At 63.4% G+C, this 14,015-nt stretch carries 13 protein-coding genes; 4 read left to right on the top strand and 9 right to left on the bottom strand.

Annotated elements, in window-relative coordinates:
* Positions 1–63: 63 nt before the first annotated feature.
* The 6 genes from B0G74_RS17100 to B0G74_RS17070 all read right to left on the bottom strand — a co-directional run bounded on the left by B0G74_RS17100 (position 64) and on the right by B0G74_RS17070 (position 6,575).
* Positions 64–447 (bottom strand): VOC family protein, encoded by a 384-nt coding sequence (locus B0G74_RS17100; RefSeq protein WP_132376030.1) that lies wholly within the window; start codon positions 445–447, stop codon positions 64–66.
* Between the two features lie 220 nt (positions 448–667).
* Positions 668–1,960, bottom strand: coding sequence for a class I SAM-dependent RNA methyltransferase (locus B0G74_RS17095; protein WP_132376029.1), 1,293 nt, complete (start codon positions 1,958–1,960; stop codon positions 668–670).
* A gap of 780 nt (positions 1,961–2,740) precedes the next feature.
* Complete coding sequence (locus B0G74_RS17085; protein WP_132376027.1) at positions 2,741–3,472, bottom strand: PqiC family protein; 732 nt, start codon at positions 3,470–3,472, stop codon at positions 2,741–2,743.
* Positions 3,469–5,127 carry an MlaD family protein gene (locus tag B0G74_RS17080; protein WP_132376026.1) on the bottom strand — a complete coding sequence of 553 codons (1,659 nt, stop codon included), beginning with the start codon at positions 5,125–5,127 and terminating at the stop codon, positions 3,469–3,471. Before B0G74_RS17080 ends, B0G74_RS17085 begins: the two co-directional genes overlap by 4 nt.
* Positions 5,120–5,782 carry a paraquat-inducible protein A gene (locus B0G74_RS17075; protein ID WP_132376025.1) on the bottom strand — a complete coding sequence of 221 codons (663 nt, stop codon included), beginning with the start codon at positions 5,780–5,782 and terminating at the stop codon, positions 5,120–5,122. The genes B0G74_RS17080 and B0G74_RS17075 overlap by 8 nt, the downstream gene beginning before the upstream one ends.
* 7 nt (positions 5,783–5,789) lie before the next feature.
* Positions 5,790–6,575 (bottom strand): paraquat-inducible protein A, encoded by a 786-nt coding sequence (locus B0G74_RS17070; protein WP_132376024.1) that lies wholly within the window; start codon positions 6,573–6,575, stop codon positions 5,790–5,792.
* A gap of 418 nt (positions 6,576–6,993) precedes the next feature.
* Here B0G74_RS17070 and B0G74_RS17065 point away from each other — a divergent pair, with 418 nt between their 5' ends.
* From B0G74_RS17065 to B0G74_RS17050, 4 genes are all read left to right on the top strand, one after another.
* Positions 6,994–7,554, top strand: coding sequence for a cytochrome b (locus tag B0G74_RS17065; RefSeq protein WP_132376023.1), 561 nt, complete (start codon positions 6,994–6,996; stop codon positions 7,552–7,554).
* 8 nt (positions 7,555–7,562) lie between these two features.
* The gene (locus tag B0G74_RS17060; RefSeq protein WP_132376022.1) at positions 7,563–8,126 is read left to right on the top strand and encodes a YceI family protein; all 564 of its coding nucleotides are present in this window, start codon (positions 7,563–7,565) and stop codon (positions 8,124–8,126) included.
* A gap of 68 nt (positions 8,127–8,194) precedes the next feature.
* Positions 8,195–8,764: a YceI family protein gene (locus tag B0G74_RS17055; RefSeq protein ID WP_132376981.1), complete on the top strand. Its 570-nt coding sequence runs from the start codon at positions 8,195–8,197 to the stop codon at positions 8,762–8,764.
* Between the two features lie 278 nt (positions 8,765–9,042).
* Positions 9,043–10,320 (top strand): MFS transporter, encoded by a 1,278-nt coding sequence (locus tag B0G74_RS17050; RefSeq protein ID WP_132376021.1) that lies wholly within the window; start codon positions 9,043–9,045, stop codon positions 10,318–10,320.
* Between the two features lie 129 nt (positions 10,321–10,449).
* Here the strand turns inward: B0G74_RS17050 and secF are convergent, their stop codons facing one another.
* The 3 genes from secF to yajC form a co-directional block, all read right to left on the bottom strand.
* A complete protein-coding gene (gene secF, locus B0G74_RS17045; protein ID WP_132376020.1) occupies positions 10,450–11,400 on the bottom strand; it encodes a protein translocase subunit SecF in 951 nt (316 codons plus the stop codon).
* 18 nt (positions 11,401–11,418) lie between these two features.
* Complete coding sequence (secD, locus tag B0G74_RS17040) at positions 11,419–13,497, bottom strand: protein translocase subunit SecD (protein WP_132376019.1); 2,079 nt, start codon at positions 13,495–13,497, stop codon at positions 11,419–11,421.
* Between the two features lie 118 nt (positions 13,498–13,615).
* A complete protein-coding gene (gene yajC, locus B0G74_RS17035) occupies positions 13,616–13,945 on the bottom strand; it encodes a preprotein translocase subunit YajC (RefSeq protein WP_007179286.1) in 330 nt (109 codons plus the stop codon).
* Positions 13,946–14,015 lie beyond the last annotated feature (70 nt).

Raw genomic sequence — 14,015 nt, 5'->3', positions numbered from 1 at the left:
GCGCTCCGGTCGGCGTTCGTGCGCGGTGCTCGCCGGCCGCCGCGCACGAGCGTTGTGTTGCGTTTAGCCGTTGGTCCGCGAGTGCAGGCCGAGGCGGTTGCCTTCCGTATCGGTGAAGAACGCGATATAGCCGATGTCCTGCGGCAGTTTGATCACCGGACCGTCGGTCTTGCCGCCGGCTTGCTCGACTCGCGCGAGGGTAGCGTCGACGGTCGGTTGCGCGTTCAGATAGACGAGCACGCCGTCTTCGGTCGGGGTCATCGACGGGCTGTGGACGATCGCGCCGCCGGTCGCCGGCTCCTCGTAGCCGAACACGGCGATCGGCTGGCCGCCGACTTCCTGGACATTCAGTTTGACGTCGAGCGCCGCTTCATAGAAACGGACGGCGCGATCGAAATCGACGGATGGAATCTCGAACCATGCAACAACTTTGGATGATGCGGACATGTCACTCTCCTGTGGATTGCGGGTAAGCCGTGTAAGGCGCCGGATGGCGTGAGAAGGAGTGTGCGGGGGTGCTACTGACAGCGTGGTGTCAGTAGGAGGTGGCAGGAGCGATGAATGAGGCGCTGCAAAAAACGGACGGCACGCAAGCCACAGGCGAAAAAAAACCGCGGAGCCAGTCCGCGGTTTTCGTCGTCATACTCCCTGTCAGACGCAGCGCACCTCACGCCGCCGGCGTGTCGCTCTGCGGACGCTGCCGCACGCTGCCCGCGATCAGATCGAAGCGGAACAGACGGCATTCGAGCGCGCCGTTAAAGAGCGGCGTCTTGGTCGATTCACGCAGACGCAACTGGCCCGGCAGCTTGCGATCCGATGTCAGGATGAATGCGTGCCAGCCGGTGAAGCGCTGCTTGAGCGCATCGCCGAGCGACTGGAAAAATTCGCTGTCCGGCGTTTCTTCCTGCGCGCGACGAAAACCCTCGTCTTCGCGGCTCTCACGATTGCCGCGGCCTTCGCGAAGCTCGCCGCGGGCATTGCGCCCGCGCACTTCGATCCGTTCGCCATACGGCGGATTGGCGACGAGTATGCCTGCGGCGGACGTCGGCGGCGTCATGCCGCGCGCGTCGACCTGTTTGAGGGGAATCGACGGCAAGCCGGCGCGCTGGAAGTTGGCGCGCGCCTTGTCGAGCATGTCGCCGGAAATATCGCTGCCGAAGATTTGCAGATCGGCGCGCGAACTGCGCGCGGCGTGCTTCGCGTCGAGCGCGGCGGCCTTGAGTGTTTGCCAGGTTTTGGCTTCGTATTGCTTGAGCTTCTCGAAGCCGAAGCGCCGTTCCGCGCCCGGCGCAATATTCAGCGCCACCTGCGCGGCTTCCGCGAGGAATGTGCCGCTGCCGCACATCGGGTCGTACAGAGGAGTGCCGGCGGTCCAGCCGGTCAAACGCAGAATGCCTGCGGCCAGATTCTCGCGCAGCGGCGCTGCGCCCTTGTCGAGGCGCCAGCCGCGCTTGAAGAGCGGATCACCCGAGGTGTCGAGATACAGCGTGCAGTCGGTGGCGGTGAGAAAGGCGAACACGCGCACGTCGGGCATGGCGGTGTCGATGCTTGGACGCGCGCCGCTGACTTCGCGCAGACGATCGCAGATGGCGTCCTTGACGCGCAGCGTCGTGAATTCCAGGCTGCGCAGCGGCGATTTGATCGCCGTGACGTCCACGCGCAGCGTTTCGTTCGCCGAAAACCATTGTTCCCAACGCTGTTCGACTGCGAGCGCATAAATGTCCTGCTCGCTGCGATACGGGCGATGCGCGATTTTCAGCAGCACGCGGCTCGCGAGACGCGAATACAGGTTGGCGGCCATGCCGGCGGCCCAGCCTCCGCGGAAATGCACGCCGCCCGGCACTTGTGCGCCGGCCGTGAACGGGGCGCCGTTCAGGTGTTGGGCGGCAATTTCGGCGAGTTCAGCCGCAAGCGAGGCTTCAAGGCCGCGCGGGCAAGGGAGGAAGAAATCGAAGGACATTGAGGTTGCCGGAAGGCGTTGGATAAGGCGCTATTGTACGCGGTCGGGGTGTTGTGCTTTTGCATGGGTGCCTGCGTGGCGGTTTTTGTGGTGTTGGCCTTTCCTCGAATTCACGGTGGTCTATTGGCGTTGCCCCTGTGCGGGGCGGCACCTACTTTCTTTGCCGCGGCAAAGAAAGTAGGCAAAGAAAGCCGCTTCACACCGCCAGCTCATAAGCGGGTGTCTCGCGCAGTCGCGGGAGTGGTACATCTGGAATCTGTGTTCTCGCGCATTCCGCGTGAGTGACAAGGCGCTCATTCTTCCGGCGGCGCTGCGCGCGCTGCGCGGTAATCATCAGCCAGCGGCTGCGTTTGCTCGGCGGCGTTCTCACCTCACGCGGTGTCGTGGCATACCATCGCGCCACGCAATCTCACGTATTTTCGGCATTTCACCGAGGCGAAGCCGATGGCCCCGTCGCGCCCAAACGAAGGCCCTGTTTTCAAGCAGACCGTTCCGGCGAGCGCGCAGCGCGAGGCGGGAAGTATGAGTGCCTTGTCACTTACGCCGAATGTGCGAGCCGACAGATTCCAGATGGACCACTATTCCCTCCAAGCCAGGGGACCCGCTTAAGAGTTAGCGGTTCAAGCCGCTTTCTCTTGCCTACTTCTCTTTGCGGCCGGCAAAGAGAAGTAGGTGCCGCCCCGCACAGGGGCAACGCCAATAGACCACCATGAATTCAAGGAAAGGCCAACACCGCGAAGACCACAGCCAAATCAAATCGCTGCGGCGAACGAAAAACCTTCAACTGCCGGCGACAGCCGCTCCACCCGCAGAAGGACAAGGCGGCGTAGCTACAGCCGCAACTTTGCCAGCGGACGCACCCTTACCCTGCGGAGCCGAAGCCGCCATAGCCTGCACAGCCGAAGCAACTTGCGCGGAGATTTCCTGCAACGCCCGCCGATGCCCCTCAACCAGCGCGTCATACCCACCGCTAACCGGCTCACTCACCACACTCCGGCAAGTCATCACCGCAGTACTGCGCACAGCCCGCACGCTCCACACCGCATCGATCAACGCATGCGAACCGGGCCATGACTCGAACCGCTGCACATTCATGCTGACCCGATACACCGGCGTCCCATCCGGATAAGCGGTCCCATACACATCGATCGTGTTGAGCTGCTGCGTCAGACTCGTCGACAAAGCCCGGCGGATCTCGTCGCCCGGCAGCGAGGCCCAGCGCTCTTCTTCGAGCACTTTGACCTGCGTCGGTCCCGTCTGCACGACCAGCTGATTCTTCGACACCTGCGGCGGCACGTCGATCGGCGCAACTTCGATCAGCCACGCCGGCGCGGCCGAGGTCCGGGCACTGACCGGCGCGACGGAGCCGGAAGTACTGTCGGCACCCAGCGTATAAAAGCGGCTCGAAGGCGACGAGCACGCCGCCAGCGCCACGAGTCCGGCCAGAGCGCCGGCAACAAAAGCGCCGCGCACGAGCCCGCGCGGCGGGCGGGGGAGCCGGGCAAACATCATGGTTTATCTCCTGATTTACCGCGCAACAGCGATTCGGGGTGACGTTCCAGATAATCCGACAGCGCATTCAGCGACTGCAATGTGTGCGTCAATTCCTGCAATGCCTGATGAACATCCGACTGCAACGGCGAATCCTGCTGCAACGTCGCCTCGGCCGAACCGAAGGTCTGCTTCGCCGCGGCGAGGGTGTCGCGGGCCTGCGGCACGACTTCCTTGTCGAGTCGCGTGAAGAGTTGATCGGCGTTCTTCAGCGCGCTGTTGAGGTTGTTGCCTATCTGATCGAACGGCACCTTGTCGAGCTTCTTCGCAATGTCGGCGACCTGAAGCTGCAACTCGTCGAGCGTGTTCGGAATCGTCGGCAGTTCGAGCGGATCGCTCGCCACGTCGACGGTCGCCGGCGGCGCCTTCGGGAAGATATCCAGCGCGACATACAACTGGCTCGTGATCAGATTGCCGGTGCGCAACTGGCCGCGCAAACCGTGCTTGACGAGCTGTTGCAGGAGCGTTTGACCGGCGAGCGTGCCCGGCACCGGCGCGGTCTCGCGGAAGCGCTTGCCGAGACGGTCGGGGTACAGGTTCATGGTCACCGGCATCGTGAAGCTGCGCGTTTTCGGATCGTAGTCGATGCTGATGTTGGTCACCTGGCCCAGCACGATGCCGCGGAAATCGACCGGCGCGCCGACCGACAGCCCACGCAGCGACTGGTTGAAATTCATCACTACGCGCAACGGCACGCCGTCCGGTTCGCGCATCGCATCCGCTTCGTCGGAGCCGAGCCGGAACGTCATGTTGTTCGGCGCCTGCGCGCCCACGCCCTGGCCCGGCGGCGACTGGAACGACAAGCCGCCCACGATCACCGTGGCCAGCGACTGCGTGTTCAGCTTGAAGCCGCTGGAATCAAGCCGCAGATCGACGCCGCTTGCATGCCACCAGCGCGAATTGGTGCCGACGTACTGGTCGAACGGCGCGGACACGAAGACCTGCATGGTCACGCCGGTGCCGTCCTTGTCGAGCGAGAAGCCGACCACCTGGCCGACCTGCACGCGCCGGTAGAAGATCGGCGAGCCGATGTCGATCGAGCCGAGCGAGTCGCCGTGCAGGACGAACTGGTGGCCCTTCTGGTCGCCGGTGATCGGCGGCGGCGTTTCGAGGCCGACGAAATTCTTCTCGCTATCGGGCGAGTGCCCGGCGTCCGCACCGATGTACGCGCCCGAGAGCAGCGTAGTGAGACCCGACACGCCGCTCGCGCCGACGCGCGGCCGCACCACCCAGAAACGTGAATCCTTGACCGCGAAATCTTCGCCTTCCTTGGTCAATTGCACCTGCACCAGCACGTGGGACAGATCTTTCGACAGCGTGATGGTCTTCACCGAGCCGACATCGACGTCCTTGTACTTCACCTTGGTCTTGCCAGGTTCGAGGCCTTCGGCGCTGATGAAGCTGATCGTGATGGTCGGGCCTCTTTGGGTCACCGATTTGATCACGAGCGCGATGCCGATCAGCGCGGCGATCAGCGGAATCACCCAGACGAGGGAAGGCAGCCAGCGGCTGCGCGGCTCAATTTCAGGGTCTGGGAGTTGGGGCGGAAGCTTCGGTCCGTTCGAATCGTTGCGCGGCGCATCGGAGGCGGGCGTCGGTTCTTGCGGGCTAGTCATGTTTGAGATCCTGAGGTTTTTGGGTACTGCCGTTCACGCCGCCTTCCACGTCATCCCAGATGAGTCGGGGATCGAATTGCATGGAGGCCATCATGGTCAGAATCACCACTGAGCCGAAGGCGATCGCCCCGGGGCCGGCCGTAATGACGGCAAGCGATTTGAAGCGCACCAGCGCGACGGTCAGCGTGACGACGAACACGTCGAGCATCGACCAGCGCCCGATCCGCTCGACCATCCGGTAAAGCGTGGTGCGCTGGTCGGGCCGCCAGCGCGAATGGCGCTGCGCCGTGACGGTGAGCAGCACGAGCACGCTCAGCTTGAGCATCGGTACCATGATGCTGGCGATGAACACGATCACCGCCAGCGGCCAGTCGCCCGAGGTCCAGAAATAGACGACGCCGCTCATGATGGTGTCGTCTTCGGAACCGAGCAGCGACGAGGTGTGCATCACCGGCAGCAGATTCGCGGGAATATACAGGAGCGCGGCGGCGATCAGCAGCGCCCAGGTGCGCATGAGGCTGTCGGGGTTGCGCGAGTGCAGGCGCGAGCCGCAGCGTCCGCAATGCTGCGGCGTGACGGAGCGGATGCGCGGTTCGACGCGTCCGCACGCATGACAACTGAGCAGGCCCGCGCGTTTCGCGGTGACGTATTTCATGGCGTGCTCATCCTCGGCGTCGCACCGATGGCGCCGGCGGCGCGGCCGAGGGCAAGGCGGACGGTGCAGTCTGCACGTCGGGCGCTGCCGCGGCGTGCACCTCGGGCGGCGCGGGCGGTCCGGCGACCGAACTGACGGCGGCCGCCGCGCTATCGGCGGAGGTGCGCGGCAGCGGCCGCTGGTTGCGGGCGCCGAGTTCGTCGGCGAGGTCCCACAGAATGCGCGGATCGAACGTGACCACCACCGCGAACATCAGCGTGAGCACGCCGAACGCGAACAGCGCCGCTTCCGGAATCACGCGCGCGAGGCTGACCATCTTCACGATCGTGATCAGCACGCCGAGCATGAACACTTCGATCATGCCCCACGGGCGCACGAACTGAATGGCGCGCAGCACCTGGTTGAAGGCGGGCGGCACATAGCCTGCGCGCAGCGGGATCAGCACATAGAGCAGCGCGACGAGCTCGGTCAGCGGAAACAGAATGGTCGAGCAGAACACCATGATCGCGACAATCTGCATCTCCTCGCCCCACAGCGCGACGAGCGCGCCGAACAGCGTGGTCTGCGAGGTAATGCCGTTGGCTTCGAGTTCGACGATCGGGAAGCCCTGCGCGATCAGGAAAGTGATCAGCGCGCCGAGCGTCATCGCGCTGATGGCGTCGAGCTTGCGGGACACGCCGCGATAGAGCGTCGCTCCGCAACGCGGACAGCGCGCGACCGTGCGCCCGACAAGCCGCGGCTTGCGGAACAGCGTATCGCATTCATGGCACGCGATCAGATTGTCATGGTCCATAGGGCAAAGGGCCGACGGTGTGAGGGGAAGCGTGCAATGCCCGTTCTACGGCAGGTCTGATAAAAGGGTGGGGTAATAGTACCAAAACGCGCCCGGCCGTCGCACAGACCGTCGCACGGGCTGCGGACCGTGGGCCGCGACGGTCTTTTCGGCGGACCGTTGATCCTACATGGATTCGGTATAACTCTGACACCCTCCGTCCCCAATTGTTCAATACGGGGGGCATGTCGCTGGAGTGGCCGGTCCGCGGCATATCAGCGGGCCGCAGCCAGTTTTTTCCGGTTGGGGTAGCATGGCCGCCTTGGCGCGTGCCGCAGCAGGCATGGTCCGATCGTACGCGCCGATGCGCTGCGCATCGGTACCTGGAATAGCAGTGCGGGCTGCGCCGTTAACCTCACTTAGCTTGCGTTGACCTGTCATGGCACTCAATCCTTCATTCAGCAGCCGGGAGTCGTACACGCGGACTGCCATCGCCTTGCATTGGCTGATCGCGTTGCTGATCGTGTGCGGCTTCGCGCTCGGCTGGGTGATGACCGATATCCCGGGCTTCACGCCCACCAAGCTGAAGTACTTCTCGTGGCACAAATGGATCGGTGTGACGGTGTTCGCGCTCGCCGTCCTGCGCATTCTGTGGCGCGCCACGCACGCGGCCCCCGTGATGCCGCGCCGCATGCCGGTCTGGCAGCGCGGCGCCGCGCATCTCGTGCACCTGCTGCTGTACGTGCTGATGATCGCGATTCCCGCCTCGGGCTATCTGTATAGCTCGGCGGCCAACATACCGGTGGTGTACCTCGGGCTGATTCCGCTGCCGCGCCTGATTGCGCCGGACCCGCATCTCAAGGAACTCCTGAAGAACGTGCACATCACGCTGAATTACACCTTGCTCGTGCTGGTCGCGTTGCACGTCGCGGCCGCGCTCAAGCATCAATGGCTGGATCGCGACGGCCTGCTCTCGCGCATGCTCCCTTTCCTCAAATAAGGACAACCATGAAGGTCTCGTTTTATCGCTACATGCTCGCCGCTTTCGCCGCGACCTCGCTGACGGTGGCCGGCAGCGCTCTCGCGCAAGTCGACGTCGCAAAGAGTTCGGTGACGGCCACGTCGAAGCAGATGAACGTGCCGGTGGAAGGCAAGTTCGGCAAGTTCAACGCGCAGCTCAAGTTCGATCCGGCCAAACCGGCCGACGGCACCGCGCAGCTCAGCATCGACGTGGCCAGCTACGACCTCGGCGACGAAAGCTACAACGACCAGGTGCGCGGCAAGGACTGGTTCGACGCGAAGACCTATCCGAGCGCCACCTTCGTCTCGAGCGCGATCGCGCCGGCCGGCGGCAACCAGTTCAAGGTGACCGGCAAGCTGACCATCAAGGGTAAATCGCAGACGGTGGTGGTGCCGGTCACGGTGTCCCAGCAGGGCGCCGTGCAAACCTTCGACGGGTCGCTGCCGATCAAGCGCTCGCAATTCGACATCGGCACCGGCGAATGGAAGGACACCTCCGTGGTCGCTGACGAGGTCGTCATCAAGTTTCATATCGTTGCAGCACACAAGTGATGTGTGCCGCGCCGTTCGGGCGCGGCAGCCTTTTTTCCAGAACCCAGGAGCTTGAATTGAAAACATCCATGTTGATCGCCGTCGGCGCGCTGGCTTCTTCTTTCTCGTTCGGCGCGTTCGCGGCCGCGGATACCTATCAGCTCGACCCGACCCACACGTATCCGAGCTTCGAGGCGGATCACTTCGGCGGCCTCTCGGTGTGGCGCGGCAAGTTCACCAAGAGTTCCGGCACGGTCACGCTCGACCGCGCGGCGAAAACCGGCACGGTCGACGTGACGGTCGATCCGGCGTCGATCGAAACGGGCAACGGCAAGCTCGACGAGCATCTGAAGTCGAACGAGTTCTTCGACGTCGCCAAGTATCCGTCGGCGACTTATAAGGGCACCGACATCAAGTTCGACGGCGACAAGCCGGTCGAAGTGATCGGCAACCTGACGATGCACGGCGTCACCAAGCCGCTGAATCTGAAGATCGATTCGTTCAAGTGCATGCCGCATCCGATGCTCAAGCGCGAAGTGTGCGGCGTGGAAGCGAGCGCGCATTTCAGCCGCGCCGACTACGGCATGGATTTCGGCACCAAATACGGCTTCAGCATGGATACCAAGCTGCACATTCAATCCGAAGGCATCAAGCAATAAGGGCCTAACGCGTCTTTTGAGTTGGGCTATTGAGTTGCGCGGCGCATTGCGCCGCAACAAAAAAACCGCTTCGTTCGCTTTTGCGATGAAGCGGTTTTTTCTTGGCCGTCTGACACGCTGGAAGCCTTATGCGGCGGCATAGCGCAATTTCGCACTCGCGTCGTATTAATTTTTCGGGTACATAGAGCGCAGGCACCGTATTGGTTGTGCGCGCATCCAGTCGGGCGTTTCAGGCGTCAGCCAACATGAATAATATTTCGCGCGACTTGGAGATCTGCATGAATGCAACGACGGCAGCAAGCCTGGCGGGGAGCCGGCAGAATTCGTGGCGCGCGGTGATCGCGGCCTCTATCGGTAACGCGCTGGAATGGTTCGATCTGGTGGTGTACGGGTTTTTCGCGGTGATCATCGCGAAGCTGTTTTTCCCGGCCGGTAACGACACGGTCTCGCTGCTCCTCACGCTCGGCACATTCGGCGTGTCGTTCTTCATGCGGCCGCTCGGCGCGATCGTGATCGGCGCATACGCTGACCGCGCCGGCCGCAAGGCGGCGCTCACGCTCTCGATCCTGCTGATGATGGCCGGCACGCTGATCATCGCGATCCTGCCGACCTATCAAAGTATCGGCCTCGCCGCGCCGGTGATTCTCGTGTTGGCGCGTTTGATGCAAGGTTTTTCGGCCGGCGGCGAGTTCGGCAGCGCCACCGCGTTTCTCGCGGAGCATGTGCCGGGGCGGCGCGGCTTCTTCGCGAGCTGGCAGGTGGCGAGCCAGGGGCTCACTACGTTGCTCGCCGCCGGCTTCGGTGTGTTGCTCACCGGCAAACTCTCGCCGGAGCAGATGGGTTCCTGGGGCTGGCGCGTGCCGTTCATTTTTGGTCTGCTGATCGGGCCGGTCGCGTGGTACATCCGCACGAAGCTCGACGAGACGCCCGAGTTTCTCGCGGCCGAAACGACCGAGACGCCGCTGCGCGACACCTTCACCAGCCAGAAATTGCGCCTCCTGATCGCGATCGGCGTGGTGGTGCTCGGCACGGTCTCGACCTATCTGGTGCTGTTCATGCCGACATTCGGCGTGAAGCAATTGGGATTGGCGCCGTCCGTCGCGTTCGCGGCGATCGCGCTGACCGGTTTGATCCAGATGGTGTTCTCGCCGCTGATCGGCCATCTGTCGGACCGGCACGGACGCACCACGATCATGCTGACGTCGGCGCTGCTGCTGCTTGTCCTCATCTACCCGGCCTTCGTGTATCTGGTCGCGCATCCGACCTTCGGCACCTTGATCACCATGCAGATCGTGTTCGGCTTTCTGATGACCGGCTATTTCGCGGCGCTGCCAGGACTGCTCTCGGAGATGTTCCCGGTGCAAACGCGCACGACCGGCATGTCGCTGGCTTATAACATCGCAGTGACGATCTTCGGCGGCTTCGGGCCGTTCATCATCGCGTGGCTGATCAGCTTTACGGGCTCGAAGGCCGCGCCGAGTTACTACCTGATTTTCGCCGCGATCGTGAGCCTCGTCGCGCTGATGGCGGCGCGGCGTAAGCTAGGCTTTCGCTGAAGCGGACGCCTTCTGACGCTGCTGCGGGATAGAGCAGTGTGATGGCGGAGCAAGGGCGGCGGTAAACGCAAAAGGCCGGTTCGCGATGAACCGGCCTTTTGCATTGCGAGGTCTGAAACTACGCCAGAATCAGACTTGCGCGCCTGCGTTCGGATCGTCGGAATCGGTGCGATCCTTCTTGTCCTTGATCAGATCTTCGCGCTTCACGCCGAACCACATGGCGAGCGCCGCGGCGACGAACACCGACGAGTAGATACCGAACAGAATACCGACCGTCAGCGCCAAGGCGAAGTAGTGCAGCGTCGGGCCGCCGAACAGGAACATCGACAGCACCATCATCTGCGTACAGCCGTGGGTGATGATGGTTCGCGACATCGTGCTGGTGATCGCGTGGTTGATCACCTCGATCACGGTCAGCTTGCGCTCGCGGCGGAAGGTCTCCCGAATCCGGTCGAAGATAACCACCGATTCGTTCACCGAGTAGCCGAGCACTGCCAGCACCGCGGCCAGCACCGACAGCGAGAACTCCCACTGGAAGAACGCGAAGAAGCCGAGAATGATGATCACGTCGTGCAAGTTCGCGATCACGCCGGCCACCGCGTACTTCCATTCGAAGCGGAACGACAGGTAGATCACGATGCCGACCACCACACAGGCCAGCGCGAGCAGGCCGTCGGTGGCGAGCTCCTTGCCGACCTGCGGGCCGACGAACTCGACACGCTGCAGTTGTACCTGCGGAGTCTCGGCCTTCAGCGCGGTCATCACCTGATCGCTCTGTTGCGCGGACGTATAGCCCTGCTTGAGCGGCAGACGGATCAGCACGTCGCGCGAGGTGCCGAAGTTCTGCACCTGGGCGTCGGCATAACCGAGTTTGCCCAGCGTGCCGCGCACCGGCTCCAGCGGCGCGGCGCCCGGATACTGCACTTCGATGACGGTACCGCCGGTGAACTCCACCGACAGATGCAGCCCGCGATGCACTAGGAAGAACACAGCAGCAAGGAACGTCAGCAGCGAGATCGCGTTGAAAATCAACGCACGCTGCATGAACGGAATGTCTTTGCGAAAACGGAAAAATTCCATGGTCTTGTTCTCCGGGACTCAGCGGGATGAACCCGGTTTCTGCGGCGTGCTCGAGGAACCCGGCGACGAACCTGTCGACGAACCCGGCGCGTTGCGGCGGCGCACGGTCGGCTTGCCGGCACGTGCTTGCGCGACCGCTGCCTTGGCCTTCGACGGCTTGGCGGTGACCGCGGCGACGGCTTGCGCGGTGTCGGTCGCGGCGTCTTCGCTGCCGAGGTAAGCGGCCGAGCCCGCGGGCACCGTATCCGGACGCCACACCTGGCCGATGGCCAGCGACTTCAGCTTCTTCTTGCCGCCGTACCAGAGGTTGACGATGCCGCGCGAGAAGAACACGGCCGAGAACATCGACGTCAGAATGCCGATACAGTGCACGATCGCAAAGCCGCGCACCGGCCCTGAGCCGAACGCGAGCAGTGCGATACCGGCGATCAGCGTGGTGACGTTCGAGTCGAGAATCGTCGCCCAGGCGTGCGCGTAGCCGTTCTGGATGGCCAGTTGCGGCGGCGCGCCGTGGCGCAGTTCTTCACGCACGCGTTCGTTGATCAGCACGTTCGCGTCGATCGCCATACCGAGCGCGAGCGCGATAGCCGCGATACCCGGCAAGGTGAGCGTGGCCTGCAGCATGGACAGCACGGCGATCAGCAGCAGCAGGTTGACCGACAGGCCGATCATCGAGATCACGCCGAACAGCATGTAGTACGCGATCATGAAGACGGCGATCGCCGCGAAGCCCCACACCACCGAGTGGAAGCCCTTCTTGATGTTGTCCGCGCCGAGGCTCGGGCCGATCGTGCGTTCTTCGATGATGTCCATCGGCGCGGCCAGCGAACCGGCGCGCAGCAGCAGCGCGAGGTCGGCGGCGCCTTGCGGCGTGGCCTGGCCGGTGATCTGGAAGCGGTCGCCCAGTTCCGACTGGATCGTCGCCACCGTCAGCACTTCGCCCTTGCCCTTTTCGAACAGCACCATGGCCATCGGCTTGCCGATGTTGTCGCGCGAGATGCTGGCCACCGCGCGGCCGCCGGCCGAATCCAGACGGATGTTGACGGAAGGACGTTGATGTTCGTCGAAGCCCGCCGACGCGTCGATAATCCGGTCGCCCGTGAAGATGATCTGCTTGCGCAGCAGCACCGGCGTCTGATTGCCTTGCGTGAACAGCTCGTCGCCCGGCGGCACCGGATCGTTCGGATTCGGATGCGTGTTGACCGGATCGGCGAGGCGCGCTTCGAGCGTGGCCGTGCGGCCGATGATGTCCTTCGCCTTCGCCGTGTCCTGCACGCCCGGCAGTTCGACCACGATGCGGTCCGAGCCTTGCTGCTGGATCACCGGCTCGGCCACGCCGAGTTCGTTCACGCGGTTATGCAGCGTGGTGATGTTCTGCTTGAGCGCGGCGTCCTGCACGGCTTTCTGCACCGCCGGCGTGAACGTGCCGACCAGTTGCACGCCGCCGTCCGGGCCGGGCTGCGAGGCCCACTGGAGTTCGCTGATGCCGCGGCCCAGTTGCTTGGTTGCGTTGTCCGCCGTCGCCTGGTCGGCGAAATTGATCACCACCGACTGGTTGACGCGGTTCACACCGCCGTCGCGGATGTTCTTGTCACGCAGCAGCGTGCGCGCGTCCGAAGCGTCCGAATCGAGCTTCTTGTTCAGCGCGCCGGCCATGTCGACCTGCAGCAGGAAGTGGACGCCGCCGCGCAGATCGAGACCGAGGTACATCGGCAGCGCGTGCAAAGCGGTCAGCCAGCGCGGCGACGCGCTTTGCAGGTTCAGCGCCACGACGAACTGCGGGTCGGTCGGGTCGCTGTTCAGCGACTTCTGCAGCAGGTCCTTCACGCGCAATTGCGTGTCGGTGTCCGGCAGACGCACGCGGATGTTCGCGTTGGTCGCCGAGTTGTCGAAGGTGACGTCGTCCGGCTTGATCTGATTCGCGGCGAGCGCAGCTTCGACCGCCGACAGCGTGGTCGAGTCTAGCTTGACCGTGGCCTTGCCGCTCGACACCTGCACCGCCGGCGCTTCGCCGAACAGATTGGGCAGCGTGTACACGAGGCCGATGACCAGAGCCACCAGCATCACGGCGTATTTCCAGAGGGGGTAGCGATTCATGAGTGGTCCAACGGGAAGGTTGGCTTGGAAGCGATGCGTCCGGCGATGAGCGCGGGCGATTCAGCGTAGTTCTGCGAGAACCGCCGGCGAGGCCGCGCCGGACGCGAGAGAGCAGGCCTTACAGCGACTTGATCGTGCCCTTCGGGAGAATCGTCGTGACCGACGCTTTTTGCACGGTGATTTCCGTGCCTTCCGAGATTTCGACGCCGACGTAAGCTTCGCCCACCTTGGTCACCTTGCCGACGATGCCGCCATTCGTCACCACTTCATCGCCCTTGGCCATGGCGGCGAGCATGTTGCGATGTTCCTTCTGGCGCTTCATTTGCGGGCGAATCATGATGAAGTACAGCACGCCGAACATCAGGATCAGCGGCAGGAAGCTCATCAGGTTCGATTCAATGCCACCTGTTGCTGTGCCTTGGGCGAAGGCATTGGAAATGAACGACACGTTGGTCTCTCCGTTATAAGTCAAAACGATCAAAAAAATCAGCCGGTTATTCTACCACCGGCCTGACGCG

The organism is Paraburkholderia sp. BL9I2N2 (genome assembly GCF_004339745.1).
GTDB lineage: Bacteria > Pseudomonadota > Gammaproteobacteria > Burkholderiales > Burkholderiaceae > Paraburkholderia.
This window is presented reverse-complemented; position numbering and strand designations above follow the sequence as displayed.

Coding starts and splice junctions, on each gene's coding strand:
- B0G74_RS17100 (WP_132376030.1), bottom strand. CDS start 447: ATGTCCGCATCATCCAAAGTTGTTGCATGGTTCGAGATTCCATCCGTC.
- B0G74_RS17095 (WP_132376029.1), bottom strand. CDS start 1,960: ATGTCCTTCGATTTCTTCCTCCCTTGCCCGCGCGGCCTTGAAGCCTCG.
- B0G74_RS17085 (WP_132376027.1), bottom strand. CDS start 3,472: ATGATGTTTGCCCGGCTCCCCCGCCCGCCGCGCGGGCTCGTGCGCGGC.
- B0G74_RS17080 (WP_132376026.1), bottom strand. CDS start 5,127: ATGACTAGCCCGCAAGAACCGACGCCCGCCTCCGATGCGCCGCGCAAC.
- B0G74_RS17075 (WP_132376025.1), bottom strand. CDS start 5,782: ATGAAATACGTCACCGCGAAACGCGCGGGCCTGCTCAGTTGTCATGCG.
- B0G74_RS17070 (WP_132376024.1), bottom strand. CDS start 6,575: ATGGACCATGACAATCTGATCGCGTGCCATGAATGCGATACGCTGTTC.
- B0G74_RS17065 (WP_132376023.1), top strand. CDS start 6,994: ATGGCACTCAATCCTTCATTCAGCAGCCGGGAGTCGTACACGCGGACT.
- B0G74_RS17060 (WP_132376022.1), top strand. CDS start 7,563: ATGAAGGTCTCGTTTTATCGCTACATGCTCGCCGCTTTCGCCGCGACC.
- B0G74_RS17055 (WP_132376981.1), top strand. CDS start 8,195: ATGTTGATCGCCGTCGGCGCGCTGGCTTCTTCTTTCTCGTTCGGCGCG.
- B0G74_RS17050 (WP_132376021.1), top strand. CDS start 9,043: ATGAATGCAACGACGGCAGCAAGCCTGGCGGGGAGCCGGCAGAATTCG.
- secF (WP_132376020.1), bottom strand. CDS start 11,400: ATGGAATTTTTCCGTTTTCGCAAAGACATTCCGTTCATGCAGCGTGCG.
- secD (WP_132376019.1), bottom strand. CDS start 13,497: ATGAATCGCTACCCCCTCTGGAAATACGCCGTGATGCTGGTGGCTCTG.